Origin of the sequence: Muricoprocola aceti, from assembly GCF_025567005.1 — a bacterium.
In the GTDB taxonomy this organism is placed as follows: domain Bacteria; phylum Bacillota; class Clostridia; order Lachnospirales; family Lachnospiraceae; genus Marvinbryantia; species Marvinbryantia aceti.
This window is the reverse complement of record NZ_JAOQKE010000017.1, coordinates 1-26,072: the sequence shown is the minus strand read 5'-3', so window position 1 is coordinate 26,072 and position 26,072 is coordinate 1. Positions and strand designations below refer to the sequence as shown.

Below are 26,072 nucleotides of genomic sequence, written 5' to 3'. Positions count from 1 at the left end.
TTTTCTTCCTGTGTCAAGGTTAAATTTTGGAATTTCCATCTGGTATATCGTTCTTTTTCCCCAGCATTGGAATGTATTCATACCCCGGCTTGAAATCATTCTTTTCATACATCTTGTAATACTGCATGAAAATTCGTTCCATTACCTTCGGAATCTGACTCTCTTCCGGTTCAAAAAGAATAATAAGATACTGCATGGCGCTGTAACGGGTGCAAATATCTACCTTTCGGATCTTCTGACGAATAGACTTCTCCATGCAGTCCAGGGCCTGCTCGATGCTTTCCATATACATGGTCTGATCCGATATGGTATCCATGGTCACCATCACCAGATAACAGGCATATCTGTATCTGGCACCAAGACTGTTCATATATTCATAGATTCTGGCAAAACCTCGGAAATCCATATCCAGAGCCCCACTGTAGCTGCCACTTTCCTGAAGCGCATTTGCCACTTTTTTCAGATCTCTGCCAGTTGGTGTATCTGGTATTCCATTTTCTTCCATTTCATGATAAAAGCAGAATTGATCTTTTCCATTCTGTTTCACATAATACAATGCTTTATCTGCATTCAGATAGCAGGATTCAAATGTATCACCAGGGCTGGTCATACACATTCCTGCGGAAAGAGATGCACAGCGGATTTCCGCGTCTGCTTCCTTGTCTTCCCGGAATCGCCGAAAAAGCATCGCTATCTTATCTGTCACCTCTTCTTTATTCACATTCTGGAAAAACAATACGAACTCATCTCCGCCAAACCGGCACCCCACATGACCGCAGGTAACATCTGCGATCAGATTTCCCAGAAGCTTCAATGCACGGTCTCCGGCCTTATGGCCAAAGAGATCATTGATTTTTTTCAGATTATCCATATCCAGAAAAACCAGACATCCGGAATGCTCCTGCATCAGCTGGGCAATCACCATCTCTCCCTTACTGCGCATAGACAAACCAGTCAGATAGTCATAATTCTCGCTGTCTCCCTGACTTCTCATGGTAGCCATAACATCAGAAAGGAATTTTCCGGTTTCCCGTTCCAGATCTGCAACACCATCAGCATCTTCTGCTTCCAGACATTCTTCTTCTACTTCCACTTTTCCTTCTTTCAGCAAACGCAGAAACCGATCTGTGATCTCTGGATCAAACTGTGTTCCTCTGTTTTTGCGAAGTTCCTCCTCGATCATTTCTGCCGACAACGCATTTCGATAAATTCGTCTGGAATTCATTGCATCATAACTATCTGCCACAGCCACAACCCGTGCATAAATCGGGATCTCATTTCCCACCAGTCCATCCGGATATCCCTTGCCATCATATCGCTCATGATGATATCTGGTCACATCTGCCACATGCTCAATCATCGTAATATCCTTCAGAATATCTGCCCCGATCACCGTATGCGCTTTGATCAAAGCATATTCATCATCCGACAGTCTGGATGGCTTATTCAGAATGGTATCTGGAATACCGATTTTTCCCACATCATGAAGATAAGCTGCATTTTTCAGATTCAGAATCTCCTTCTTACTCCAGCCAAGCTCTCTGGCTATTAAAGCAGAATACTGAGCCACACGGTAAGAATGACCATTGGTATATTCATCCTTGGCTTCCAGCGTGGTAGACAAAGTACGGATCATCTGAAGCGCCATCTTCTCTGTCTGCTTCCGACGTTTTTCAACCTCTTCTTTCTGACGCTGCAGCTCCATATCCCGTACACTTTTCATTGTCTGGATGATATTCACAAACAGCAGCACCAACAGACCGATACCGATAAATATGCCGGAAATAGATACTACAAAATAAGCTGAAACTGCTTCAATGAGCGTTGCAATCATGGCTACAATCACGCCCACCAGCACCAGATGATAAGAACGACTTTTATTCTGGTGCATATCCCTGATAAAGGTTCCTAGTATCAGGAAAAACGTAAGCCCCATGATCACATGTCCGACAGGCATGATTTCAATATAATCCAGTTTTCCAGAAAGCTGCAATATGGTTGATATCAGGAAATTCAGGAATGCCATTCCCTCCATGATATGATACAGTTTCGTATATCTGCCCTTTTGTACACTGTCAATGTACAAAAGAATCGGGATCGGGCACAACATAATCACAATAAAGCACATGCCTGCCAGTACGGAGGCATTTGATATCCACAGCTGACGCAGCTTGGATTCTCCAAGCATCCAGATGGCTCCCATCATAATGCACCATCCCAAATATTCCATATCAAAGGTCGTATGATATACCACGCCCAGAGCCAGGCTGAACAAAATCGTGATGATACCCGCAAACAAAATAAAGAATGCGATAATGGTTTCTGTACCGTATTCGCTGAAAATATGAGTCCAGACATCCACCTTGTCTCCGCACCAGACCTCATTTATAACTCCGGAGTAATTATCCGTGTAGGTCGTCATCTCAATCCGCAGTTCTTTGCCTGCATCTTTTTCCGATGTCTCACAGAACACATACCGGCTGGCTGAATTCTTTCCAAACGGTCTGGTTTTCCTGGTATTGTAATCACCTCTAAGCTGTCCATCTATATAAAACTTTACATCCTGCAGTGAAGATCGCAGAGCAATAGAACTCTCATTATAATCTGCCGGAAGCTGTGTCGTAATCACCATCGTTTCACCGACAGGCACCTCATACTTTCCAGGTACTGAAATGATTTCCTCTGTTCCATCTGGCTTTTCCCAGACAAATGTTCCTGTATAACAAATGCTGGCCTCCATAGATCGCTCAGTCCGTTCACTTGGATACACACACTCCACAATTAAAAAACCTGCCAGAATGGTCAGCATCACAATATAAAATATGATTCTTCTTTTTTTACTGATTGTATTCTCCATATCTAACATACTTTCTCTTTTGCACCCTCCGGGAGCTGTCTGTCCTTCTCTCTACGCTTCCTTCATGTTTCCTCCCTACAGATCCCCATTTTTCAACCTAAACTTCATACAAACCGGATCATGATCAGAATAACGATATCCGATATTGATATTCTCATAAGAAACACACTCCACATTATCGGAAATCAGGAATCCATCCAGTGTAACCGTATAAGTAACACCTTCTACGTACGCCATATCTGCATTACGTGAACTGTTCCATAATCCGTCACGCTCTTCCTTTGTCAGGAAATCCATAGCAAAAGAAAAATGTTCAGACAGACGGCTTCTCGGGAACGGATAAGCCCAGGACTCACATTCTTCTCCGGAAGCTTCATCCGCCTTCAGGTCATGGTTGAAATCTCCTCCACAGATGACATAATTCCCTGCTGCATATTCCTGCTCCATATCCTCTGTCAGCATGGTAATCTGAGCCTCCCGGATCGCATCGCTGTTGCTGTAAGCAGATGTATGCAGAGCATAAAGTACCAGTTCTTTTCCATTGTCCACCGGTATCCTGGATACGCTGTAGCAACGATCCAGATCCAGGAACTTACTCACAGATGTAGAGATCGGCAGACTTCTTCGTACAGAGCTTTTAATCTCATACCGGGAAAAAAGACCGATTCCTGAATTGCTGCTGCCGTGAGGCTGCGTAAATGGGTAAAACAGGAACGCAGAATGATAGTTCTTTGCAAACACGGTGTAGTCCTGTGACAGACAGTCCTTTAAGATCTGATATTCATTCACATGATAGCTTCTGGTCGAATCCAGATCAATCTCCTCAATTATGGCAAAATCGGGATCCAGAGAAGCCACCAGGTCACCTGCTCCCTGCACGGTCTGGATGACACTTTCCTTGCTCTTCGCCCAGGAGGACTTGCCCCCATCCATGAAAAAGCTGAAATCCGGAGTGTAGGCACCAAATCCAATATTATAAGTAACTGCGGAATATTCTTTTCCGGTGGTCAGCTGCCCCGCTTCTGCGATTTCTGCCGGTGCCTCCACTTCCAGTGCCAGATTATCCTCAATTCTGTCGTAGCTGACAAACAGATAAATGATATAGACTGCCAGCGCCGCAATCAAAACGCCTGTCAGGATACCGAATATTTTTAAACATTTTTTTATCATGCTGCTTCTCCTCTGTGGGTATTCTTCTCACCAGTATAGCATAAAACTCCTGTAACATCTATAAAAAATACGGTAACCAGAACACTTTTACAGATACAAAAGAGCCGTTATCTACGGTCTTTCTTCCGCAAACAACGACTCTTCTTCCTGATCTTCTGTCTCAGTTTTATGCTTCTGCCAGTATCTGCTCCTTACGTTCCAGCAGTTCATCTGACAGCAGCTGCTTTTCTGCCTTTTCAAATCCGATCCGGTCAATGGTCTCGGCAAAACGTTCGCCCTTTTCTCCCTGTTCTTTGAACAACAGGATTGCTTTTTCGATGACATCCAGTGCTTCTTCTTTGGTAGTGAAGATCTTGCCCAGTGCTTTTCCCTTTGCCACCTTCTTTCCCCAGCGACCGCCTACATAAATCTTGTATCCATAGATTCCGTCCGGAATAGAATCAAACGGACATTTGCCTACGCATCGTCCGCAATGGCGACAGGCTTCTTCATCGATATGAAGCTTTCCATCTGTTACTTTTGCCACCTTATTTGGACAGACTGCTTCGATCGCACATTTCTTACATCCCTTGCATTTTTCCAGATCCTGCTGTGGAATTCGCTGTCCGATGATACCCACATCATTCAGATTTGGCTTTACACAGTTATTCGGGCATCCGCCGACTGCGATCTTGAACTTGTGTGGCAACGCCACCTGACGGTATCCTTCATAAAATCTGTGGAAAATCTCTTCTGAGATACCATAGGAATCCAGCAGTCCGTACTGGCATGTGGTCCCCTTACAGGAAACTACCGGGCGTACCTTTGCTCCGGTTCCCCCTGTCATCAGGCCTTCTTTTGCAATAAATGCCTGAAATTCTTCAATCTTCTCATATGGGATACCCGGAATCTCTACGGAAAGTCTGGTGGTGTAGGCCAATTTGCCGTTTCCGTATTTTTCCGCTGCATCTGCCATACATCTGTGTTGAGCGGCCGTTACTTTCCCGTTCACCGTAATCACGCGTGCGGAAAATTCATCCGTTCCTCTGTTATTCAGGAATCCCTGTCCTTTTAATCGTTTTTCTTCCTCTTTGCTGACTGTCAGTGCCGACATGGTTCTCCTCCTGTTCTGTGAACATTCACTTTTGTTTTCCTATATCTATATCTTATCACTTGTCGATATATTTGAAAAGTGATATTATTTTATAAAAATCATAGGAATTATCTATACATAACAGGAAATTTCAACCATTCCAATCCATATATACCAATTTGCGAGTGGTTTTATTGATTTTTCAAAGGAGATGCATTATGACCCTTCGTCACCTTACTATTTTTCTTACAGTAGCACAGCAGGGATCCATGAGTGGTGCTGCCCGGGCACTATATCTGTCGCAGCCGACCGTCAGCCAGGCCATCGGCGAACTGGAGAAACACTATAACGGACTTCTATTCGAACGTCTTGGCAAAAAGCTGTATCTCACCGACCGTGGAAAGCTTTTGCTTCCTCATGCAGAACAGCTGGTACAGCAATTTCGACAGGTGGAGGAACTGATGCTGAATCAGGGACAGTCTTCGACCCTGAAGCTTGGTTCTACCATTACCGTTGGCACCTGCCTGACTCCCTCTGTTGTAGTCGCACTTCAGGAACATTTTCCTGAAATGTCCGTTTATTCCTATGTCAGCAATACCAGAGATATCGAAGAAAAGCTGCTAAAGTCCGAACTGGATGCCGCTGTTGTAGAAGGTGAGATCTTGTCCTCGGATCTGATTGTGCTGCCTGTCATTGATGACAGTCTGGTACTGGCCGTTGGAAAGAAGCATCCCTTTTATACTCGTCAGGAACTGACTGTTTCCGATCTTCAGGGGCAGTCCTTTTCCATGAGAGAATCCGGCAGCGGCACCCGGCAGCTCTTTGAAGATTACGCTTCCAGACATCAACTGTCCTATATCACTGCCTGGGAAGCCAACAGTCCCCGGGTACTGCTTAATGCGGTACTCTATAATCAGGTACTTTCCGTCATGTCCCTGCGGCTCATGCAGCATGAATTACAGCATGGCGCTATCCGTGCCTTTTATCAGGCTGACGGAGAATGGAACCGGAAGTTTAAGCTGGTATACCATAAAAACAAATTCCTGACACCGGCCATCTATGAACTGGAAAAGATTCTGCATACCTATCAGCACATGGACCTACCGAAAAAAATGGGGATGCTGCACTAGCATCCCCCACTCTAACGATTCAAATAATTCTCTGCCGTATTCTTTTTCACATCATCTTCTGTTGACATGGTTGCTGATTTCCCATTAAAATGCAATGCATATTCTTCCAGTATACGAATGCGCTTTTCTGTTGACGTCACAATGCTGTCTACTCTTTTTTCATTGATAAATTGCACTGCTCTTTCATCATCAAATGCACTTCGAATCAGTTCTCCTGCATCTTTCAGCTTTTCAAATTCAATCCATTCAAAAGAGGATACCAGCTTCAGTTGTTCTTCGTGATGATTTTTGAATGGCTTGCAGGTAATATGCTTTCCGGAAAGTATCTCAAATGGCAGTTTGTCATATCCAAAGGAAGAGCCGCTGTCAAAAATCGGTGCTGCCCCAAGCCACTTTAAGCTTTCTGCCTCTCGCACCAAACCAAAATTATTCAAATGCCGATCTTCATTCGCGATGATATAGTCTACCACTATCATACGATTCATGGCTGGTATGATGTCGATGCCAAGTTCGGCGCAGCAATCTACATAATGCTGATATACTGAAACACTATTTGCTTTTTTCTGTGTCTGGAAAATGCGCCAGGCACCGATCAATTCCGTATCTCTGGTCACAAAATCCCTGCATATACTATATGGCATCTCTTCATCCCATACCAGTTCATATGGAATATGTTCTATTCCCAGTCTGTTCATAATTCCTGATGCAATCACTTCGTTAAAAGGCTGCTGTCTGAATGGATTGCTGCCGCCTTTTATCAGACATCTTTGACCATTCAGAATCTTCCATCGTTTTTTCAGGCATCCGTCTGATGTATTATCCGGAGAACTGAAGTCAAATTCAACTTTCTCTTTTTTGGATCCCAGAAGAATATCTCCAATATCGTCAGAAAATGCATGATCAAAGAAATTGATATCTTCCCATTTCAAATCCATTCCAACCGGACAAATCCAATACTGATCAGAAAGGCTCAGGCCATAACAACGAACAAGAAGCAGCTTCGTATCTGTAATATCCAACTGTTCCAGAGCCTCCCGGATACCGGAACGGCTGCCTGGAATCGAACGGTCCATCCACCAGGCATTCAACGCTGACCGATCTGCCATGCCCTTTTTCACCGGGACTCCCACAGGAAGATGTTCTGGTGCATACACTTCATATAATCCGCTGATAAATCCGGTTGCATCATCCAATTCCAGCTCCACTACTGGGATTCTCTTATGCATCAAAGTACATCTCATTAGTTTCACCTCCTGCAGTCTTTTTCATTCTTTGCCTGTTATAATATTATACTTTTTCCCTGTATGCAGGTCAACTTTAGACACTATACAGATTCCAGTTTATTTTTGAAACAGATACTGATATCGGTGTTTCTGCCATCTGAGTATGGTACTGACTCGTTCTTTTATGTCTTGTGGATAACCTGCTTCTTCGTTTAACAGTCTGTCTGCTTCTTTATCGTCGAACATGAACTGTATCTGCTGTCCATACAATTCTTCTGCAATATCCAGCTGCTCATCGAAATTCCCGCAAAAAGTTTTCGGTTTTGCATTCTCAATTAATGCATATACATCTCCTGTCATGGGATAGACTAAGGTTGTATCGGAAAGTAATGCCCCACCATGGTCAAACATCGGACAGTAATGATATTCTCCATATTCATCCAGCAATACTGCCAGATTATGCGTGTGTCGGTCTTCATTGAGAAAAAAAGTATCTACCGCTAATACTTTTCCCATATATTTTCCAAACTCTTCTAATCCCGTGATCCGCACAGTCTATTCTACCAGAAACTGCAGTCTGTCTCTTGCTTCTGGCAAACGGTATAAAGACCGATTCAGACTCTCACCATAATAACTTTGAAATAAACGTTCCAGAGTAATCAGCTGCCAACCTTTTTTCAAAAAATTCGCACTGACACATCCTGTAAATTCTGTATTTTTATATTGTATTTTTTCTGTCTTATAATCTATAAATTCATCGTTCCTTGACTATGGTTTCTATCATGGCTTTATATAACTTTGTGTTCCACATTTTGTTTCCTCCTTTCTGACACCGATTATAATTTATCAGATTCCAACATTCAATGTAACGGTTCTAAATACACAGAATACACAACTTTCAACATATTTTTAAAAAGGGTGAAGCCGCACTGACTTCACCCTGACCTTTTTGTTGATTATTTGCATTACCAGTATTTTTTCATATATTCATTTGCTTCTTCTTCTGATAATGCAAATTCCTTCATGATATTTTTTACTGCTGCTTCTTTACTGATTTTAAAATTCTTGCAGGTTCGTATATTTGCCACGATTCCCTGCTGCATTCCTTGCTGGATTCCTTCCTGCATCCCTTCCTGTTTTAATTCTTCTAAAGCACTGCACATATTAACCTGCCCTCCTTTTCCTTCTGATGCTAAAGCATGGTCAATTAATTCCTGTGATTCTGTTATGGCACCGATCACAACTCCAAGTTCAGATGATATAAACCTGTTCCTGTATACAGTATTGATCTTATCATAATTCCGTTCATAAATCGAACGGCTCACATCAAATACCGTATCTACATCTGAATCATGAAAGCTGAGACTTCCACTGTCTCTTATCTGTAACAAATTCATTTTATAATCTGATACCAGAAGCTTTAACTTATCCGGTACTTCCAGCATGTCTGTCAGAATAAACGGTCCATATACAACTATACCATAGTCACCCTTTCTTTTCTATGAAAAGAGAATAAAATTATTACATTTTAAAATCACTACAAAACAAAAAAGCCGAAAACCCTTGTATTTACAAAGTTTTTCGACTTATCGGAGCAGGGGATGAGAGAATCGAACCATTCAGGGAAGTCCTACAAACCTTGAAAAATAAAGGATTTTTCCATTCTGGCTTAATTAGATTTGACTGAGTCTCTACAATTCAAATGAAAGGAGAGCTTTCAGCATTGTACCTTTTTAGCATCAAAAAATATTCTATTTGGAGGTACTACGATGAAAGAATTGGAAAGAATTTTTCAGGAATGGAGTTTAAACAGCGAAGATACCGCTGATATTGCTGCTTTGTGGCTGAAAGTTGAAGCAAATCTTCCAGAAGACTCGGAAGATATCTTTGCAAAAGATATCCATGATTTTATTCTGGATTACACATCAGCAGTAGAAAAACATGCCTTTATGGAAGGTTACAAAAAAGCCGTCCAGCTTATGACAGAGATTTTCTTTGATACTCTTCTGTAAAGGCAGCAAAATGGCTTCAGTCAAAATCCTATGTTCAGCCAGTACGAACCCCCAGAGTTACCGCTCTGAGGGTTTCTATAATTAAAGCTTAGATTTCTCACATCCAGATAGTAACTAACCCTCCAAGAATTATACTATAATAAGTATACCACACTTCCTAGTGCAATTAAACCCTAAAGATATAAAATGGGGCTGTAGCATCTAAGGTCTACTTAACCTTTGATGCGACAGCCCCTTCCTATAAAGTAAAAAAAGAACAATGCCAAACGGCATTGCCTTTATACATAGCTTTTAAAGAAACTACATTCATCATCATTACATACTTTCGCCACCGGATGTTTTATATTCACATGGAATACATGATCCAGCTGCTGGTCTTTACTGCCGTAAATCCGCACCGCATAGCTAACCTGTTTTTTTACCAGCTCCTCTACCAACCATGGAACTTCAACCAACAGGAAATCTCCATAGGCATCCATAATAAATGTTGGCGGAAAGTCAGGATTAATATGATCCACAACGTTTATCAATGACCGTTCCTTTTCATCTCCGCCATTTGGAAGATAATCCTGCATCAGAATCTTATCATTTTCCCAGATTACACTGCCATCCGGTTGAAAGATTCGAAATGCGCCACAGTTCATGGCGATTGCTTTCGGTCGGAAAACATTCGGTACAACAAAAGGAAATTCCATTGCATATTCATGATCTGTACAGATAGAACAGTACATTCCCAGGATATTACAACCTGCCGAATCTCCCACCGCAAAGACATGATCCATATCCAGCTTATATTCTTCTGCATGATCATACATCCACTGAATTACCTGATTCATATCTTCCAGCGGACCCGGAAACTTGGTCTCGGGAGCCAGGCGATAGGAAAAATTCACAACCGCAAATCCTCTCTGCGCCAGATTCATTCCATAGAACTGATAGGTCTCTTTTGTTCCGTATACCCATCCGCCGCCATGTACATTGACGATCACCGGAAGATATCCGTCCTCTTTTTTCGGACGATACACATCCAGTACATGATAGACAGGATCCGGTCCGTATGACAGATTATCATAACGAACCACATCCTCCGGGGTAACCAGGCCCTCATCGCGCCTGTTATCCCCGGCCAAAAATTCAATTTGCATTTTCCTGCTTAATTCTGACATACTTATCCTTCTCTATTTAAACCAGATGGTTTCATTTTTCTTTGCAGATTCATAAATTGCATCCAGAATCTGTGTTACCACAAATGCCTGTTCCGGTTTTACCAACGGTTCTCTGTCTTCAATAATAGAAGTCAGCCATTCTTTTGCTTCCAGGAACGCTGCATCATTACGTGCGCCAAAGAAATCCCATGGTTCGCTTCCTGCTGTAAATTTCTCTTCCATCAGTCTTCCGTGAATTCCTCTGTTATATACCACTTCTGACTGATTTCTAAGATCTGCACCTGCTTTGGTTCCGCAAAGTGTTACTTCTGCTTCACGTACATCCAGAGTATTCAGCGCCCAGCTGGATTCCAGAATGATCAGTGCTCCGTTTTTCATCTTAATATATCCGATTGCAGAATCTTCCACATCGTATTTTTCGGTATCCCATGCGCCCCACATATTACCTTCTGTAGCTTCCGGTAATCTGCCCATTTTATTAAATACCGTTCCGGTAACAGATTCCACTTCATAGTTGCCCATCAGCCATAAAGCCAGATCCAGAGAATGTGTTCCGATATCGATGAGCGGACCGCCGCCCTGTGCACTTCCCTGAATGAAGCTGCCCCAGGTCGGTACACCTCTTCTTCTTACCGCATGTGCCTTTGCATAATAAATATCTCCCAGATCACCATTGCGGCAAGCTTCATATAAATGCTGTACATCTCCACGGAAACGGTTCTGGTATCCGATGGAAAAATGTTTGCCGGAAGCTTTCCATGCGTCCATCATTTTCTGTGCTTCTTCTGTATTTACTGCCATCGGCTTTTCGCACATTACATGCTTGCTTGCTTCAAATGCTGCTACCGCGATCGGACTGTGACTGATATTTGGTGTCAGAATGTAAACCACATCCACGTCCGGATTTGCCAGTAATTCTTTATAATCTGTACAAACCTGTGCACCTTCTACACCAAACTTTTCAGCAGCAGCTTCTGCTCTCTCTACAAAACCATCGCAAAATGCAACGATCTCACATAAATCTCCATTATCTTTCAAAGCGGAAAGATGCTTTCCTGTAGCAATTCCTCCACATCCAACGATTCCAATTCTTAATTTCATCCTATTATCCTTTCACCGCACCCATGATCAGTGCTTTCTGTACCTGTTTACTTAAAAGAAGATAAATAACCAATACCGGAGCGGTTGCAACAACCATTCCTGCTCCAATCGGACCCCATTCTGTGTAATACATACCTGACAAACTCTGAAGACCAACGGTCAGTGTCTTCCAGAATGGATCACTGATAAATGTCATCGCAAACATCAATTCATTCCAGGAAGAAAGGAATGTGAAAAGTGCGATAGCTGCCAGAGTTGGTTTTACCAGCGGGAACATGATTTTCCAGAACATCTGATAAATATTGCATCCATCGATACACGCCGATTCTTCCAGTTCACCAGGAAGCGTCGCATATGCATTGGACAAAATTAAAATTCCGGTTGGAAGCGCAAACACAATATAAGGGAATATGATCGCCATTGGATTATTCATAATTCCCATATTACGAAACAGAATAAATAACGGAAGCAGTGTTGCATGCAGCGGAATAGTCATACCGGATATAAATACCCAATAAGCTGCTTTTTTTAATTTCCATCGCATTCTGCTAAGCGCATATCCCGTTGTCGCAATGAGAACGGAGGTAACAAAAACAACTACAACCGATACCCATACACTGTTAAACAAATATCTGAATACATTACCGCCCATCAATGCATTGGAGTAATTCTCCACTTTCCATACCAATGGAGGTCCCATAATATTGCCTCCAAAGATTTCTTCATTGCTTTTAAAGGAAAAAAACACCAGCCACACAAGGGGATAAATCTGTACTGTAGCCCAGAACACCAAAAAAATGGTAACAAGGAGGCGGACAATACGATTTCCTTTTCTTGACCCTAATTTTATGGACATCTTCAGTCTCCTCCTATTCGTAAGAATCATCTTTAACACGGATTAGTTTCTGCAGCACCATTGCCATAACAATACATTCCACTACAATGAAAATCGAAATACTGCTTCCATATCCATATTTGTTCAAATTAAAAATACTGCTAAACATCAGGGAACTTGGTACTTCCGTCACATGCACCGGTCCTCCGTTAGTCAATACATAGATCATATCAAAGGCTTTTAAGGAACCTATGACTACAAAGATTGCACAGGTACGGATCATCGGCTTCACCAGCGGAATCGTAATATAAATTGCTGTTTTAAATCCGGTTGCTCCATCCAGTTTTGCAGCTTCCATGATATCTTTCGAAATTCCATTAATGGAGGTATAGAACAGCAGCATATGATATCCCACATTCTGCCATATGATCGGAACAAAGGCACTTAACAATGCCGTATCCACATCGCCCAGCCAGTTTCTCTGCAGAGATTCCACCCCAATTGCTCCCAACAAAGAGTTTAAAATACCATAATTGGGATTGTAAACTTTCAGCCAGAGCTGACCGATTACAACAGAAGAAAGGGTCATTGGAATAAAAAATACTGTACGATAAAAATTTTCTCCCTTTATATTACTTGTTAAAAGTAGCGCCAGAAAAAGTGCCAGAGGAAGCTGAGTCAGCAATGTAACTCCGCCAAGCAGCAGGGAATTTCCTGCTGATCTTAAAAACACTTTATCCTGAAACATTTTTACATAATTTGTAAGTCCTATAAAAGTACCCTCGCCGAATCCGGTCCAGTCAAGTAAACTATAATGAAATGACATGACAATGGAATAAAGTATGATGCCGCCAAACAAAAGAAGCGATGGCACTGTAAATAAGACGATTGCAACTTTATTTCCCAATATTTTTTTCATACTTATCCTTTATGAGCGAAGACTGTCTCTAAAATGATACAACAGGCCCTGATATACCTGTTGACATATCAGGGCCCAATAGTTGTTTTTTAGACAGCCCGACTTCTACCTAATAAACTATCTTGTAGCTACCATTGCTGAAATGTAATCATCCGCTGTCATCTGTTTTGCATAGATACCCTGGAGAGATGTAGAATGTACATCTGCCGGTTCCGGATCAAGGAGTGTATCCCATGCCAGACAGAATCCATCTGCACTGTTCATGAGTTCAAGCAGTCTTTCCTGGAACGGCTGCAGTTCCATTTCACCTTCATATTTCCATGTCGGAAGGATTGCGCCTTCTTCATAAGCATAATCTGAGAAATACTGGCTCATGAATGCTGCAAGTTCAACTGCTGCATCTTTGTGTTCGCTACTTTCACTTACAACGAGACAAGCACTTGCGCCACCAACAAATGCGTTCTGGTCGCCTGCTGCACCGTCAATTGCCGGCCAGTTAACCAGTGTCAGTTTGCCTGCCAGCGGAGAATTTGTTGACAGATCGCCTACCTGCCAGTTTCCACTGTACCACATAGCTGCACGACCCTGTTTGAATTCTTCGATTGCTTCATCATTTGTAAGAGCCACGCTATCATCAGCAAATATGCCAAGTTCTACCATTTTCTGAAGTTCCTGTGCGGACTGAACTACGAATTCCTGATCGAAGTTGCCTTCGCCATTCAGTAATGCTGTAGTTGTTTCAACTCCACCGTATCTCAGAGCAATAACACCAAACGGGAACAGACCCGGCCATTTGTCTTTTTCACCCATAGCGATCGGAGTGATTCCATTTTCAATAAATACTTCTGCTGCTGCATACATTTCTTCCATAGTTGTCGGAACTGTTACACCGTATGTATCAAACAGTTCCTGGTTGCACATCAGAACACCAATGAAGCTGTCCAGCGGAAGTCCATACAGAGAATCATTGTAATAGAAGTTGTTGCAGATACCCGGCATCATAGCGTCCATATTGATTGTGCCGTTTTCTACATAAGCATCCAGATTTGCAACGATACCAGCGTCAACGAACGGTGCTGTAAATCCGCCGCCCCATGCACAGAAAACATCCGGAACAGATCCTGCTGCTAACTGAGTTTTCAGTTTTGTCTTGTATGCATCATTATCTGCTGTGTCTTCTACAACGGTTACGTTTGGATGAGCTTCTTTGTACGCATCCAGTGCTCTCTTGAATCCGATTGCCTGTCCGTCTGACTCATTTACATAAATGTGAGCGAGGTTCAATGTGATTTCTTCCTCAGCTGATACTGTGCTCATTGCTCCCAGCATACCGATTGCTGCTAAAGCCAATGCTGCTGCTTTTTTGAAAGTTCCTTTCATAATTTGTTTTGTTATTATCCAACGCCCGGATAATAACTCCTCCTTCCTCAGGTTTTTTAGTATCTCCATTATACAAAAATGTTCTTTCAGAAACCCTCACACTTTTTACTTTTTTCAATATTAATTTTACTTTTTTGTTCGACATTACCAATTTTTTTGTGTTTTTTCATTTTATTTACGCACTTTTCACAACAAAAGTAAAAAAATAGGTTTGATGTAAAAAAATAAAGAGTTATTTCACAAGGGGTTGAGTACAATTAAAATATCAATTTTCTCATTCCCACAGAAAGGAGATTCTATGATTCCAAAAATCCGTTCTATACATACCATTGAAACTGCACCCGCCGGTATCAATCTGCTGGTGGTAAAAGTAGAAACAACAGAACCGGGATTGTACGGCCTTGGATGTGCTACCTTTGCATATCGTATTACAACCGTAAAGCATCTGATTGACAATTATATCGCTCCATTAGTCATCGGAAAAGAAGTGGATAAGATTACTGATTTATGGCAGCTGTGTCATCAGAATGCCTACTGGCGTTCCGGTCCCATTGAAAATAATGCAATCTCAGGCATTGATATGGCGCTCTGGGACATCAAGGGAAAAATGGCTAACATGCCTTTGTATCAGCTGCTTGGCGGAAAAGTTCGAGCAGGTGTGCCAATCTACACCCACGCTGATGGAAATTATCCCGATAAGGTCATCGAAAGTGTAGAAGCATTTCGATCAATCGGACTAAAATACATCCGCTGCCAATATGGTTCTTACGGCGGTACACCTTTTGGCGAAATACCAAAAGACGCTGCAATCGGGTCTCTTCCAGGCACTTACCTTGACTCCAGGGAATATATGTATAATACGATACAGCTGTTTGAAAAACTCCGTCTGCATTTTGGCAATGCCATGGAATTTGTTCATGATGTGCACGAAAGAATCCATCCTGCTCAGGCCAGAGAGTTTTGTCATGAAATGGATCCGTTCCACCTCTTCTTTTTGGAAGGTGTTGTCTCTCCGGAAAATATCGACTGGCTCAGAGAAATTCATAATTACTGCACAACCCCGCTAAGTCATGGCGAACTGAATGTGAACATCAATGAGTGGAAACGTCCTCTGATAGAGAAAAGCATTGATTTTGTCCGTGCTCATCTTTCTGACATCGGAGGTATTACACCTGCACTGAAAATGGCTGCCTTCGCTGATCTGTGCGGCGTACGCACTTGCTGGCACAGTCCCGGCGACATGTCACCGATTGCATGCGCTGCTGTGATTCATCTGGATCTTGCTTCCACCAATTTTGGTCTTCAGGAATAGAGCAATCTCTACTCTTATTTTAAATCCTCCAAACCGGATGATCCTCTCCACGAAGTATTCTCCGGAATTCCGGAATATAGACTGGATGGATATGTTTATGCCAATGACAAACCGGGATTGGGCATCACGATCAATGAGAAAACTGCCGCAAAATATCCCTGTCAGCACACCGTAACAACCTGGACACAGACAAGAAACAAGGATGGTTCTTTACAGACACCATAACTATATAATATCAAAAGCCAAAAAGGTCCTTGATAGAGTCATTTCTATCAAGGGTTTCCTTTTATTTTCCGAATTGTTTTCTATATTCCACGGGAGTAACTCCCACCTTCTTTTTAAACAGGATGCCAAAGTAGTTGGCATTATAGATTCCAATCCGTTCTCCCACTTCATATATTTTCATATCACTGTACTGAAGCAGCTGCTTTGCTTTATCAATTCGCTGGTCTGTCAGATATTCTATAAACGAGCTTTTTATTTCTTTTTTAAATATTCTGCTGAGATAGCTGCTGTTCATATAATACTCTTTTGCAAGGGTCCCCAAAGAAAAATCCGGGTCATCCAGATTTTCATTTATATACTGTTTCATGGAATAAATCAGGTTTGACGTATCCGTCGTCTGATTTCCCTGTTTTAATATTCCGCTGAATTCACCGCAGGCTTCCATAAAAATGTTCTTTAATTCCCTGATATTTTTTGTCCGCTTACTTTTATCATAAAACCTTATATAGACAGGCTGCAATAGCTCTTCATACTGATTTCCTGAAAACATATATACATAAAAAAGCGTATTCATAAGCTGCATTCTCAGCAGCTCCATATCTTCTGTCGTTACCGGATTCCATTCTTCAAACCATTCATCCGCTAATTTATCCCATCGAACAGGTTCGCTGGATTCCATGCTGTACTGCAATTGCTTTAACTTATCTGCTGAAAGAAGCTGCGAATACTTTTCCCGGTTGCGTAATCGTCCCGCTGCCTTATCCAGTTCATTATTACTGTTTATCAGCGCCGCATTTAATTTTGCCACCGCACTCTCATAAGCCTGATGAATACTTTTTTGTCGTTTTCGGATCACATCACTTCCATAATAGATCGGACTGTCAAAGTTTTTTCTCCAATTTGTCTCCAGCTTTCTCAAAAAATCCGAATAATCCGTCTCCGGATTCTGATCAAGCATTACAAACCGATCAAACCTGTCTTTTAACCACAAAATATTTCCCAGCTGCTTTATACAGTAATCCCGGATCCATTCCTCCCTATGCTTACGGTTCTGCTGTGAGATTCCATTTTCCAGACTGCCCACATTATATTCCAATACACCGATCCAGATAAAATCGCTTTTATCCACTGACAATTCCTGTTTTAACTGCTCACTCAGGATGTCTTCTTGAACATCGGATTCCAAAAGCCTTGTCAGATAGTACTCTCGAACTACTTTTTCTGTCCCTTTTTTGAAATCTGACAGCTTCTTTATTTCCACATCTCTGCTACGCTCCGACCGGATCTTATCCCGTACCTGTGTAACAGTCTCTTCCAGTTCTTCCATACTGATTGGTTTTAAAATATAGCCGTCTATTCCGATACGAATCCCTCTTCTGGCATATTCAAAAAGCTCGTGTCCCGTAACAGTTATAATTTTTATCCCCGGATACTGTTCTTTTAATTGCTCAGCAAATTCCAGACCATCTACATCCGGCATGCAGATATCCGTCAGGACAATATCCGGTTTCAATATGGGAATCTGTCTCATAGCTTCTTTTGCAGAAGCCATCTCCCCCACCACTTCGATTCCCAGCTTTTTCCACTCCACACCATTACGTATTAATTGGCGAATCAGATATTCATCATCTACAATTATCAGCTTTATTATCATCTAACCCCCTCCAGTATAAGGTCTATTGTTATCGTTGTTCCACAATTTTCCTTAGAATCTATTTTCCAAACCATTCGGTCTCCATAACAATATTGCAGTCGACTCAAAGTAGCAAATAATCCGAATGATTTTCCATGTTCTCCTTCCTCTCCGGAAAGAGCCTTGCTCAAAGTTTCTTCTGACATTCCGCGTCCATTATCCGACAGAGTGATCTGAATCTTCTGTTTACCAACACGCACAATATCCAGTTCAATAACACCCTTTGTTGTGTATCCATGAATTCCGTGATTAATTGCATTTTCCACCAGAGGCTGCAAGGTCAGCTTTAATATTTTCCACTGCAAAATATCCGGATCCACATTGGCAATATATTGGAACTCTCCCCCGAAACGCATCTGCTGAATATCCACATAGCTTTTCAGCATGGAAAGATTTTTCTCTATCGTAATAAAGTCATCACCTTTACTAAGGTTTATTTTGTAAAAACGCGACAGGGCATCCATCATACGATACGCATCCTCATATCGTTTCAATACAAATAATGACTTAATAGAGTCAAAGGTATTGTATAAAAAATGAGGATTGATCTGTGCCGTTAATGCCTTTAAATCTGCCCTTCCTTTTAACCGTTCCGCTTCTTTGGTCTGTTCGATCAGTTCATTGATCGTTCCTATCATCTCATTATAAACATTGATAAGCTCCTGAATCTCATAATGCCCGGATTCCATATTCAAAGGCTTAAAGTTTCCTTTCTGCACTTCGCTCATGGCTTCCATCATCTTTCGGATCGGCCAGGTATACCATCTTGAGATTAAAACAATTCCAAACAGCGTCGCCGCCATCTGCAGAATTACCAGGATGATTTCCATCATATTTCTCTGACTGTCTCTCTGGTAAGCATCATCCACAGAGATTGCATCCATATAGTACCCATATTCAGACTGAAGAATGCAGAACATATATCTTTGACCCTCCATACTTCTCATGGTCATCGTCTGTCCATCCTCAATCATGCGATTCCCGATTTCCTGCATCTGCACACTGTATGCTTCATCTGATGTAACAATCATCTTTCTCTGATCATTCATCATTCCAAAGATACTTTCATATTTATCCACATCTTCAATAACCAGAAGATCTCGCAAAACATCCGGTGAAACCGTCATCAGCAGATATCCGATCTGCTTAAATGTATTCATACTTCGAATCGGTCTTCGGAAACAGATTTCTGTCATTCTGTCCTTATTGGTATAAAAGTCTTCACAGGAAAAGTCCACATCATACTCTCCCGTTTCTTTTTCATCATACCATTCAAAATTCCGAACGGACCTGTGTTTTGGAAAATGCTGCGCTACCAGGTCTGCAGAGGCAACCAGTTCCTCATTGCTGTATATGTAAATAGACTCCACCTGTTTAATATTTGCTACCAATTCACTCAGATAATTATTCACATCGTCCTGCAAATTAAAATCCATTTGATCATTTGCCCGTTTTTCCAATACCTCCTGTACGGAGGCATTAGAAAAACAGATACGCGAATAACTGTCTAACGTACCTACCATATTATCTATCAGCTTCTCGATACTTTCCAGGTATGTCATGGAAGCATCTTCCACTTTTTCATATAGCGATATCGAATTATAATACTGGGTAAAATTCAGGAACAGAACCATGATCAATGCCGCTCCCATAGTCATAACAAGAGGAATTTTAGCCGAAATACTGATTTTCCTGAATTTATTTTTATAAATATTAAACCATTTACGCATAAAGACTAATCTGATATACCTCTTCCGCCGTTCTATATAACACCTGTTCCATATCTTTTTCCGGAATTACCGTTCTCAATGTTTCGTACTGTACCGCCACATTGTTGACATGATCAGAAGAAAACATCATTTTTTCTGCACCAAGCTCTGTGTAAATTCCTTTCATATTTGCCACACCGATCCAGGTCGGTTCCAGATATACATTGGGACAAAGCTTTGCCAGAATCACCGCTTCTCTTGTCATAATCCCCATTCCTGCATGTGCCAGAACGATCTTCAATTCCGGAAATTCCTTCGCCGCTTTCATCACATGCATCGGACTGGAAAACGGAATTCCGGATCCCGTATGCACCATCATGGGAACACCAAGTTCATTAGCCACCGCAAAGGCATGCATTCCATCCTCAGACTCTGGATCACAGGCATGCCCGATGGGTGTCAGTTTCAGTCCTACAAATCCCAGCTCTTTTACACAGCGATACGCTTCTGCTTTATATTCTTCATGAGTAAAATGTGGATATATCGAAGCCATTCCCCAGATTTTCATTTCCTTACATTCACAAAACCGGGCGATCCTGTCATGAATCTCCCGGTTAGCTTCTACAGAGAATCTGGGAAGAGATGGCTGTACGATCGCACCACGAACGATGGTATCCTGATACCCGTCCAATAAATCTTTCTCGGTGATGGAATGGCCAAAAACCACGTCATCTCCCAAGTGTGCATGTACATCAATTGCTCTCATATTATTCTCCTTCACAGGAAGGAATCGCAGCACCCAAAGATGCAGATTTTACATTCTTCGCATACTGATACAGATACCCTTCCACTTTTCTTCTATATGTATACGGTTCCTTTCTTCTAGCATCGAAATCAACAAACGGAGCATCAATTGTTCCATTCTTTACGTCAACAATTATTTCATCGCCATCTTTCAGATATGCAATCGGTCCGTCATTGGCTGCTTCCGGACAAATATGTCCTACAAAACATCCGTTATTAGAACCGGAAAATCTTCCATCTGTGATCAGACACACTTTAGATCCCAGACCCATTCCAACAAGAAGTTTCATTGCCTTATACATCTCCGGCATGCCCGGACCGCCTTTTGGTCCTTCATTACGAATAACCACTACCTGTCCTTCACTGACGTCTCCGCTTCGAATACTCTTCAAAGCTTCCTCTTCGCCCTCATATACCTTTGCTTTTCCGCAAAAATACAATGCATCATCCGGGATCGCAGACGGCTTTGTTACAGATCCTTCCGGCGCAATATTTCCATAAAGAATTCCAATTCCCGACCGGGTATGCACAGGATCTTTTCCTGCTCTGATTACTTCCGGTCGAAGATTTTTCGCTCTCTTCAGATTCGTTTCCAATGTTTCTCCTGTGCAGGTAAGTACATCCAGCGCCAGATTGTCTGCGATTCCCTGCATCAAAGCAGGCACTCCACCTGCTTCATAAAAATCAAGCAGTGTATATTGTCCTGCCGGAATCATCGCCACCAGATGGGCAACTTCTTTGCTTACCTCTCCAAATTCACGGATATCCAGATCTATTTTTCCTTCTCTGGCAATGGCAAGAATATGAAGCACCGCATTTGTGGATCCGCCGATGGCAGAATTAATACGAATCGCATTTTTCAGAGCTTCTTTTGTCATTATATCACGGACTCTTATGTTTTTCATTACCAATTCTACGATGGCTTTTCCTGTATCGTATGCAGCCGCCATACGTTTGCTGTATACTGCCGGGATGGAAGACACTCCCGGAAGCATAATTCCCATCGCTTCCGCCAGACATCCCATCGTATTCGCTGTTCCGAGCATTGCGCAGGAACCCACTGTGGGTACTGCATTATTCTCAATCCAGTCAAACTCTTCCTGTGTAATATCTCCTGACCGCAATGCACCCTCTGACTGCTGAATAAAAGAATGATCAATATATTCGCCGCCGTAAGGATTGCCCTGACCCATGTGTCCGGGAAGCGCAGGTCCTCCATTAACCAGTATGGTCGGCAGATTTACACGCATTGCTCCAATCAGCATACCCGGTATAATCTTATCACAGCTGCCCAAAAGCACAATTCCATCCAATCGATGCGCCTGAACCATCGCTTCCACATCATTCGCAATCATTTCACGGGCAGGTAGAATATAACGCATCCCATTATGCCCCATGGCAATTCCGTCACAAGCACCAATGGTTCCAAATTCAATCGGCATACCGCCTGCTGCCTGAATACCTTCTTTAATGCGGTCTGCCATCTGCCGGAACACAATGTGTCCCGGACAAATGGAGTTATAGGAGTTAGCAATAGCAATTATGGGTCTTTTCAATTCATCATCAGTAAAACCATCTGCCTTATATAAGGCTCTTACATTTGCAAAACCAGCTCCTCTTAATATATCCTGACTCCTGTAATTCATATATTTTCTCCTTTACAGCAGGTAACGAAACTTATAACTGCCAGATCCTACCAGTTTACTTTCCTGATTCGGAATACAGATTTCAGCCGTAGTATTTGCCGGAACAACAACGCTCAATAACAGTTCATCGTCATTCTTTTCCCAATCCACACATACTTTTCCATACGGTGTCTCTACATCTGCAGATACATAACGCAACTCACCGATCATATTCGGTGCAATACGAATCTTCTTATATGCCGGTTCTACTGGCATGATGCCTGCCAGTTTTTCATAGAAGCATCCTGTAATGCTGCCGAACATCGGCTGATTGTGGTTTGCCGGGCACTGATAGAAACCGTATTCTTTTTCCCAGTACTCCCACAGAGTCGTTGCACCATTGGTAATCATGTAACCATAACTTGGATAGGTTACACTGGTGATCATCTTATAGGCAATATCTCCCAGACCAAACTCTACCAGTGTTTCAAAAAGGAACGGTGTTCCAAAAATACCGGTGTCCAGATTTCCTTCGCATTCTCTTACCACATGATATGCCAGATATTCTTTTACCTGTTCCAATTCACGTTCACGAATACTTCCCAGCTTATTGGCAAATGCCTCAGAGCCCTGTGCTCCAATGCTGTATTTGCCGCTTACAGAATTATAGAATTCATTTCTAAATGCCTGTACTGTTTTCTGATATTCTTCTTCAAAATAACGTACATCCTCAGATCTTCCCAGTACTTCTGCCATCTCTGCCATGAGTTTTGCACTGTATCCATAGAAGAAGGTATTTACAAAACGTGGCGGAATCAAAATTTCGCCCGGTGTGGACCATTCACCAAGACAGCCTTTGTCAGCACCTTCGCCTTCTACAATACCGTTTTCCATACCGGTCTGCAGGAAGCTCATCCAATGTGCCATACTGTCAAAATGTTCTGAAGCTGTTCTTGTATCACCATAATACTGGTAAAGAAGCCATGTGATCACAACCATAGCACATCCCCAGGCCGGACCGCCACCACCATCCTGACACGGAACAGTATGCGGTATAAATCCGGTTTCTTTATCCTGTGCATCTGCAAAATCATCCATCCAGTCAGAGAAAAATCCCTGCATGTCATAGCTGTACATCAATGCTTTCGCAATAGCAAGCGCATCTCCGCCATAGCCCTGACGCTCACGATGTGGTGAATCCAGCGGAATTCCTCCATGCAGACCGCTCTCCATTGTCCAGAGGCTGGCTTTTGTAATCTGATTTATCAATGCATTGGAACACATGAATTTACCTGTACGTTCTACTGCAGAACGTACAAATACTGCTGTAAAATCATCCAGCTGAGGTCTTCCCGGATACCCCTGCACTTCTACATAACGGAATCCATGCCAGGTAAACGCCGGTTCATACCACTCTTCATCTTTTCCACTTAAGATATAAATATCCTTCTGCTGACTCCAACCGCTGCCTGTACTATAGTAATTAATCTTTCTATCCGGCCACAGTTCTTCTCCAAAACGAAGCTGCACTTTCTGACCTGCCGTACCAGATACTCTCATACGTACCCAGCCGGTCATATCCTGACCAAAATCAATGACATACATTCCCGGTTTTACTTCATTTACAGATTTTGCACGCAGTGTACAGATTTCTTCATCTGATGGAGATTTCTGTTCTACCAGTTTTCCACCCGGAGCCTCTGCCAACGCTGCCGGTGTCCAGTCTGATGCATCGAATCCCGGTTTATTCCAGTTCGAAATCTCTTTTCTCGCATCATAGATTTCACCAAAATAAATATTATTGTAATCACGGGGACTTTCTTTCCAAAGGAAACTTTCATCACCTGCTATAATCTCTTTTTTACCATCTGTGTATGTCAGCTCTACCTGTACCAGAAGCTTCGGATAACCATACCATAATTTCTTTTCATTAATCTTATCTTTTTGGTTGTACCATCCGTTACCCAGTGCGATGCCAACCACATTTTCTCCGCTTCCCAACATATCGGTAACATCGTATGTATGGTAAAAAGCACGTTCTACATAATCTGTACGGTTCGGAGTCAGAAGCTTTGTGCCGCATCTGCCGCCATTTATATAAAGTTCATAATATCCTAAACCGCAGATGTACACACGACCGCTTACCGGTACCGTTTCAGACTGCCATGCTTTTCTAAAATACGGTGCTGTTACTTCATTGGGTGCGCAGATCCATTTTGCACTCCAGTCTTTCTCATTCAAAAGGCCCATTTCGAAAAATGCACATTCGCTCCAGCTGGATTCCACATCATTTTCATCCCAGATCTGTACCTTCCAGTACACTCTGTCCCTGGAAGACAATGACGGTCCGCCATAAATAATGCCCACGGATTTATCACAGGACATTTTTCCACTGTCCCACAACAGATTACTATAAAATCCATCTTCCGAAGCTGCTGCCAGAATACGATACGCACTCTGAGCTCTGTCCTGACCATATGCTTTCATCTTCCAGGATAAACGAGGAGCAACATTATCAATTCCTATCGGATTTACTCTATAATCACAACGCAAAGATATTGCTTTAAATTCTTTTAATCTTTCTTCCATCTTATCTCCAATCCAGGACTACTCCCATGGCCTGTGTACGGTCATTCAGTAACATCTGATACATTTCCGGTGCTTCTTTATAGGACGCTCTGTGAGTAACCATTCCGGACATATCAATCTGACCATTATGAATCATTTTAAAGAATGTCTCACTGTTACGTTCACATGTCCACGGATTATCATATGTAGCAACCGGTGCCTGTGAAGAAGTATGTGCACCAATAATATTTACACTGATCGCATTGCTGCAATCATGGAAGTCAATAAGGGTTTTCTTCTTCGGTGAACTCAGCATACAGAATTTACCCTGCTGATGAAGTACCAGGAACTCTTCCGGAATGACATCTGCATTTCCGGTGGTTTCAATTACGATATCTGCCATCTCGCCTTTTGTAACTCTGCGAACCACTTCTACCGGATCTTCTTTTGAAGAACAGATCGGAATAATCGCCGGAGATTTCGGAAGGATTTCCAGACGTTTTTCGCTTCTGTTCACTACGAAAATCTCTGTACATCCGCCTGCCAGAAGCAGTCTTGCTGCAAGCTGACCAACAATTCCTGCACCATATACTACTACTCTGTTGCCAAATTCGATTCCGGTTCTGCGGATACCATTAATGGTGGTCTCTGCTAATGCAAAGAAGGTTGCATGTTCCGGATCAATATCATAATTGATCATACGAAGTTCTTCTGCTTTCGCAATCACGTACTGCGCATGTCCACTGAAGCTGGCAACACGTTTGCCCACAAGTTCTTCCACTACTCCTTCGCCCACATCTTCAATTACACCAATATTAGAATATCCGCTGGACATCGGATAATTAATATAGGTAGACCATTTGGAGTTTTCCGGATATTCTCCTTTCAGGAAAGTTAATTCTGTTCCTGTACTGATTAAAGACTGCTCCGTTCTGATAAGAACTTCTCCTGCACCTGGACAAGGACGTTCTTTTTCCTGCATCTCAACCTGACATGGTCCTGTAAAAATCACTGTGCTGTTACCCATAATCGTTACCTCCTGAAAATAAAAAATATCATTTAATAAGAATATATACATTTTTTCATTTTCATTATATAAAAGAGGTTTCGGATAACCCTTTACTATTTTTACTAAATTCTTATTTTTTTTTACTCCTTTTTCGTACATTATCACGAACAAAACAGAACAAGTAGAGTAGGTTAGAGGGCTTTGCCCTCTTTCCCCTCATCAAACCGTGCATGAGGTTCTCCCTCACACGGCTTTCCGACAT

General features: G+C 42.2%; 20 protein-coding genes. 3 read left to right on the top strand and 17 right to left on the bottom strand.

The window, feature by feature from the left end; translation table 11 throughout:
- Positions 1-19: 19 nt before the first annotated feature.
- From OCV47_RS11915 to OCV47_RS11905, 3 genes are all read right to left on the bottom strand, one after another.
- Positions 20-2,866 (bottom strand): HD domain-containing phosphohydrolase, encoded by a 2,847-nt coding sequence (locus tag OCV47_RS11915; protein ID WP_262655290.1) that lies wholly within the window; start codon positions 2,864-2,866, stop codon positions 20-22.
- Positions 2,867-2,932: 66 nt separating this feature from the next.
- A complete protein-coding gene (locus OCV47_RS11910) occupies positions 2,933-4,027 on the bottom strand; it encodes an endonuclease/exonuclease/phosphatase family protein (protein WP_262655288.1) in 1,095 nt (364 codons plus the stop codon).
- Positions 4,028-4,193: 166 nt separating this feature from the next.
- A complete protein-coding gene (locus OCV47_RS11905; protein ID WP_262655287.1) occupies positions 4,194-5,120 on the bottom strand; it encodes a 4Fe-4S dicluster domain-containing protein in 927 nt (308 codons plus the stop codon).
- A 197-nt stretch (positions 5,121-5,317) separates the two neighbouring features.
- Between OCV47_RS11905 and OCV47_RS11900 the strand changes: the two genes are divergently transcribed.
- Positions 5,318-6,229, top strand: a complete 912-nt coding sequence (locus OCV47_RS11900) for a LysR family transcriptional regulator (protein ID WP_262655286.1) — start codon at positions 5,318-5,320, stop codon at positions 6,227-6,229.
- A gap of 11 nt (positions 6,230-6,240) precedes the next feature.
- Here the strand turns inward: OCV47_RS11900 and OCV47_RS11895 are convergent, their stop codons facing one another.
- The 3 genes from OCV47_RS11895 to OCV47_RS11885 all read right to left on the bottom strand — a co-directional run bounded on the left by OCV47_RS11895 (position 6,241) and on the right by OCV47_RS11885 (position 8,849).
- Positions 6,241-7,470 (bottom strand): HipA domain-containing protein, encoded by a 1,230-nt coding sequence (locus tag OCV47_RS11895; RefSeq protein WP_262655285.1) that lies wholly within the window; start codon positions 7,468-7,470, stop codon positions 6,241-6,243.
- A gap of 99 nt (positions 7,471-7,569) precedes the next feature.
- Complete coding sequence (locus tag OCV47_RS11890) at positions 7,570-7,968, bottom strand: hypothetical protein (protein ID WP_262655283.1); 399 nt, start codon at positions 7,966-7,968, stop codon at positions 7,570-7,572.
- 449 nt (positions 7,969-8,417) lie between these two features.
- A complete protein-coding gene (locus OCV47_RS11885) occupies positions 8,418-8,849 on the bottom strand; it encodes a hypothetical protein (protein WP_262655282.1) in 432 nt (143 codons plus the stop codon).
- Between the two features lie 372 nt (positions 8,850-9,221).
- Here OCV47_RS11885 and OCV47_RS11880 point away from each other — a divergent pair, with 372 nt between their 5' ends.
- Positions 9,222-9,464 carry a hypothetical protein gene (locus OCV47_RS11880; RefSeq protein WP_262655281.1) on the top strand — a complete coding sequence of 81 codons (243 nt, stop codon included), beginning with the start codon at positions 9,222-9,224 and terminating at the stop codon, positions 9,462-9,464.
- Positions 9,465-9,742: 278 nt separating this feature from the next.
- Here the strand turns inward: OCV47_RS11880 and OCV47_RS11875 are convergent, their stop codons facing one another.
- The 5 genes from OCV47_RS11875 to OCV47_RS11855 all read right to left on the bottom strand — a co-directional run bounded on the left by OCV47_RS11875 (position 9,743) and on the right by OCV47_RS11855 (position 14,865).
- The gene (locus OCV47_RS11875; protein ID WP_262655280.1) at positions 9,743-10,630 is read right to left on the bottom strand and encodes an alpha/beta hydrolase; all 888 of its coding nucleotides are present in this window, start codon (positions 10,628-10,630) and stop codon (positions 9,743-9,745) included.
- A 12-nt stretch (positions 10,631-10,642) separates the two neighbouring features.
- The gene (locus OCV47_RS11870) at positions 10,643-11,731 is read right to left on the bottom strand and encodes a Gfo/Idh/MocA family protein (RefSeq protein ID WP_262655279.1); all 1,089 of its coding nucleotides are present in this window, start codon (positions 11,729-11,731) and stop codon (positions 10,643-10,645) included.
- A gap of 4 nt (positions 11,732-11,735) precedes the next feature.
- The gene (locus tag OCV47_RS11865) at positions 11,736-12,431 is read right to left on the bottom strand and encodes a carbohydrate ABC transporter permease (RefSeq protein WP_317244366.1); all 696 of its coding nucleotides are present in this window, start codon (positions 12,429-12,431) and stop codon (positions 11,736-11,738) included.
- A 169-nt stretch (positions 12,432-12,600) separates the two neighbouring features.
- Positions 12,601-13,485 (bottom strand): carbohydrate ABC transporter permease, encoded by an 885-nt coding sequence (locus tag OCV47_RS11860; protein ID WP_262655277.1) that lies wholly within the window; start codon positions 13,483-13,485, stop codon positions 12,601-12,603.
- Positions 13,486-13,602: 117 nt separating this feature from the next.
- Positions 13,603-14,865, bottom strand: a complete 1,263-nt coding sequence (locus tag OCV47_RS11855) for an ABC transporter substrate-binding protein (RefSeq protein WP_262655275.1) — start codon at positions 14,863-14,865, stop codon at positions 13,603-13,605.
- A 298-nt stretch (positions 14,866-15,163) separates the two neighbouring features.
- Between OCV47_RS11855 and OCV47_RS11850 the strand changes: the two genes are divergently transcribed.
- Entirely contained in the window at positions 15,164-16,177 is a 1,014-nt protein-coding gene (locus tag OCV47_RS11850) for an enolase C-terminal domain-like protein (RefSeq protein WP_331481303.1), read from the top strand.
- Positions 16,178-16,463: 286 nt separating this feature from the next.
- Here OCV47_RS11850 and OCV47_RS11845 read toward each other — a convergent pair whose 3' ends face one another.
- The 6 genes from OCV47_RS11845 to OCV47_RS11820 are packed head-to-tail and all read right to left on the bottom strand — an operon-like array spanning position 16,464 to position 25,828.
- Positions 16,464-18,056, bottom strand: a complete 1,593-nt coding sequence (locus OCV47_RS11845; RefSeq protein ID WP_262655274.1) for a response regulator transcription factor — start codon at positions 18,054-18,056, stop codon at positions 16,464-16,466.
- A complete protein-coding gene (locus OCV47_RS11840; protein ID WP_262655273.1) occupies positions 18,053-19,825 on the bottom strand; it encodes a sensor histidine kinase in 1,773 nt (590 codons plus the stop codon). Before OCV47_RS11840 ends, OCV47_RS11845 begins: the two co-directional genes overlap by 4 nt.
- The gene (locus tag OCV47_RS11835) at positions 19,818-20,570 is read right to left on the bottom strand and encodes an amidohydrolase family protein (RefSeq protein ID WP_262655272.1); all 753 of its coding nucleotides are present in this window, start codon (positions 20,568-20,570) and stop codon (positions 19,818-19,820) included. Before OCV47_RS11835 ends, OCV47_RS11840 begins: the two co-directional genes overlap by 8 nt.
- Position 20,571: 1 nt before the next feature.
- Complete coding sequence (gene ilvD / locus OCV47_RS11830) at positions 20,572-22,254, bottom strand: dihydroxy-acid dehydratase (RefSeq protein ID WP_262655271.1); 1,683 nt, start codon at positions 22,252-22,254, stop codon at positions 20,572-20,574.
- Between the two features lie 12 nt (positions 22,255-22,266).
- Positions 22,267-24,822, bottom strand: a complete 2,556-nt coding sequence (locus OCV47_RS11825) for a glycoside hydrolase family 78 protein (protein WP_262655270.1) — start codon at positions 24,820-24,822, stop codon at positions 22,267-22,269.
- A gap of 1 nt (position 24,823) precedes the next feature.
- Positions 24,824-25,828: a zinc-binding dehydrogenase gene (locus OCV47_RS11820; RefSeq protein WP_262655269.1), complete on the bottom strand. Its 1,005-nt coding sequence runs from the start codon at positions 25,826-25,828 to the stop codon at positions 24,824-24,826.
- Positions 25,829-26,072 lie beyond the last annotated feature (244 nt).

Bases quoted from the DNA above. Each gene is read 5' to 3' on its own strand.
- OCV47_RS11845 (WP_262655274.1), bottom strand. From the start codon at position 18,056: ATGATAATAAAGCTGATAATTGTAGATGATGAATATCTGATTCGCCAA.
- OCV47_RS11850 (WP_331481303.1), top strand. From the start codon at position 15,164: ATGATTCCAAAAATCCGTTCTATACATACCATTGAAACTGCACCCGCC.
- OCV47_RS11825 (WP_262655270.1), bottom strand. From the start codon at position 24,822: ATGGAAGAAAGATTAAAAGAATTTAAAGCAATATCTTTGCGTTGTGAT.
- OCV47_RS11905 (WP_262655287.1), bottom strand. From the start codon at position 5,120: ATGTCGGCACTGACAGTCAGCAAAGAGGAAGAAAAACGATTAAAAGGA.
- OCV47_RS11835 (WP_262655272.1), bottom strand. From the start codon at position 20,570: ATGAGAGCAATTGATGTACATGCACACTTGGGAGATGACGTGGTTTTT.
- OCV47_RS11895 (WP_262655285.1), bottom strand. From the start codon at position 7,470: ATGAGATGTACTTTGATGCATAAGAGAATCCCAGTAGTGGAGCTGGAA.
- OCV47_RS11870 (WP_262655279.1), bottom strand. From the start codon at position 11,731: ATGAAATTAAGAATTGGAATCGTTGGATGTGGAGGAATTGCTACAGGA.
- OCV47_RS11890 (WP_262655283.1), bottom strand. From the start codon at position 7,968: ATGGGAAAAGTATTAGCGGTAGATACTTTTTTTCTCAATGAAGACCGA.
- OCV47_RS11885 (WP_262655282.1), bottom strand. From the start codon at position 8,849: ATGAATTTGTTACAGATAAGAGACAGTGGAAGTCTCAGCTTTCATGAT.
- OCV47_RS11865 (WP_317244366.1), bottom strand. From the start codon at position 12,431: ATGGGACCTCCATTGGTATGGAAAGTGGAGAATTACTCCAATGCATTG.
- OCV47_RS11880 (WP_262655281.1), top strand. From the start codon at position 9,222: ATGAAAGAATTGGAAAGAATTTTTCAGGAATGGAGTTTAAACAGCGAA.
- OCV47_RS11820 (WP_262655269.1), bottom strand. From the start codon at position 25,828: ATGGGTAACAGCACAGTGATTTTTACAGGACCATGTCAGGTTGAGATG.
- OCV47_RS11855 (WP_262655275.1), bottom strand. From the start codon at position 14,865: ATGAAAGGAACTTTCAAAAAAGCAGCAGCATTGGCTTTAGCAGCAATC.
- ilvD (WP_262655271.1), bottom strand. From the start codon at position 22,254: ATGAATTACAGGAGTCAGGATATATTAAGAGGAGCTGGTTTTGCAAAT.
- OCV47_RS11915 (WP_262655290.1), bottom strand. From the start codon at position 2,866: ATGTTAGATATGGAGAATACAATCAGTAAAAAAAGAAGAATCATATTT.
- OCV47_RS11900 (WP_262655286.1), top strand. From the start codon at position 5,318: ATGACCCTTCGTCACCTTACTATTTTTCTTACAGTAGCACAGCAGGGA.
- OCV47_RS11840 (WP_262655273.1), bottom strand. From the start codon at position 19,825: ATGCGTAAATGGTTTAATATTTATAAAAATAAATTCAGGAAAATCAGT.
- OCV47_RS11910 (WP_262655288.1), bottom strand. From the start codon at position 4,027: ATGATAAAAAAATGTTTAAAAATATTCGGTATCCTGACAGGCGTTTTG.
- OCV47_RS11860 (WP_262655277.1), bottom strand. From the start codon at position 13,485: ATGAAAAAAATATTGGGAAATAAAGTTGCAATCGTCTTATTTACAGTG.
- OCV47_RS11875 (WP_262655280.1), bottom strand. From the start codon at position 10,630: ATGTCAGAATTAAGCAGGAAAATGCAAATTGAATTTTTGGCCGGGGAT.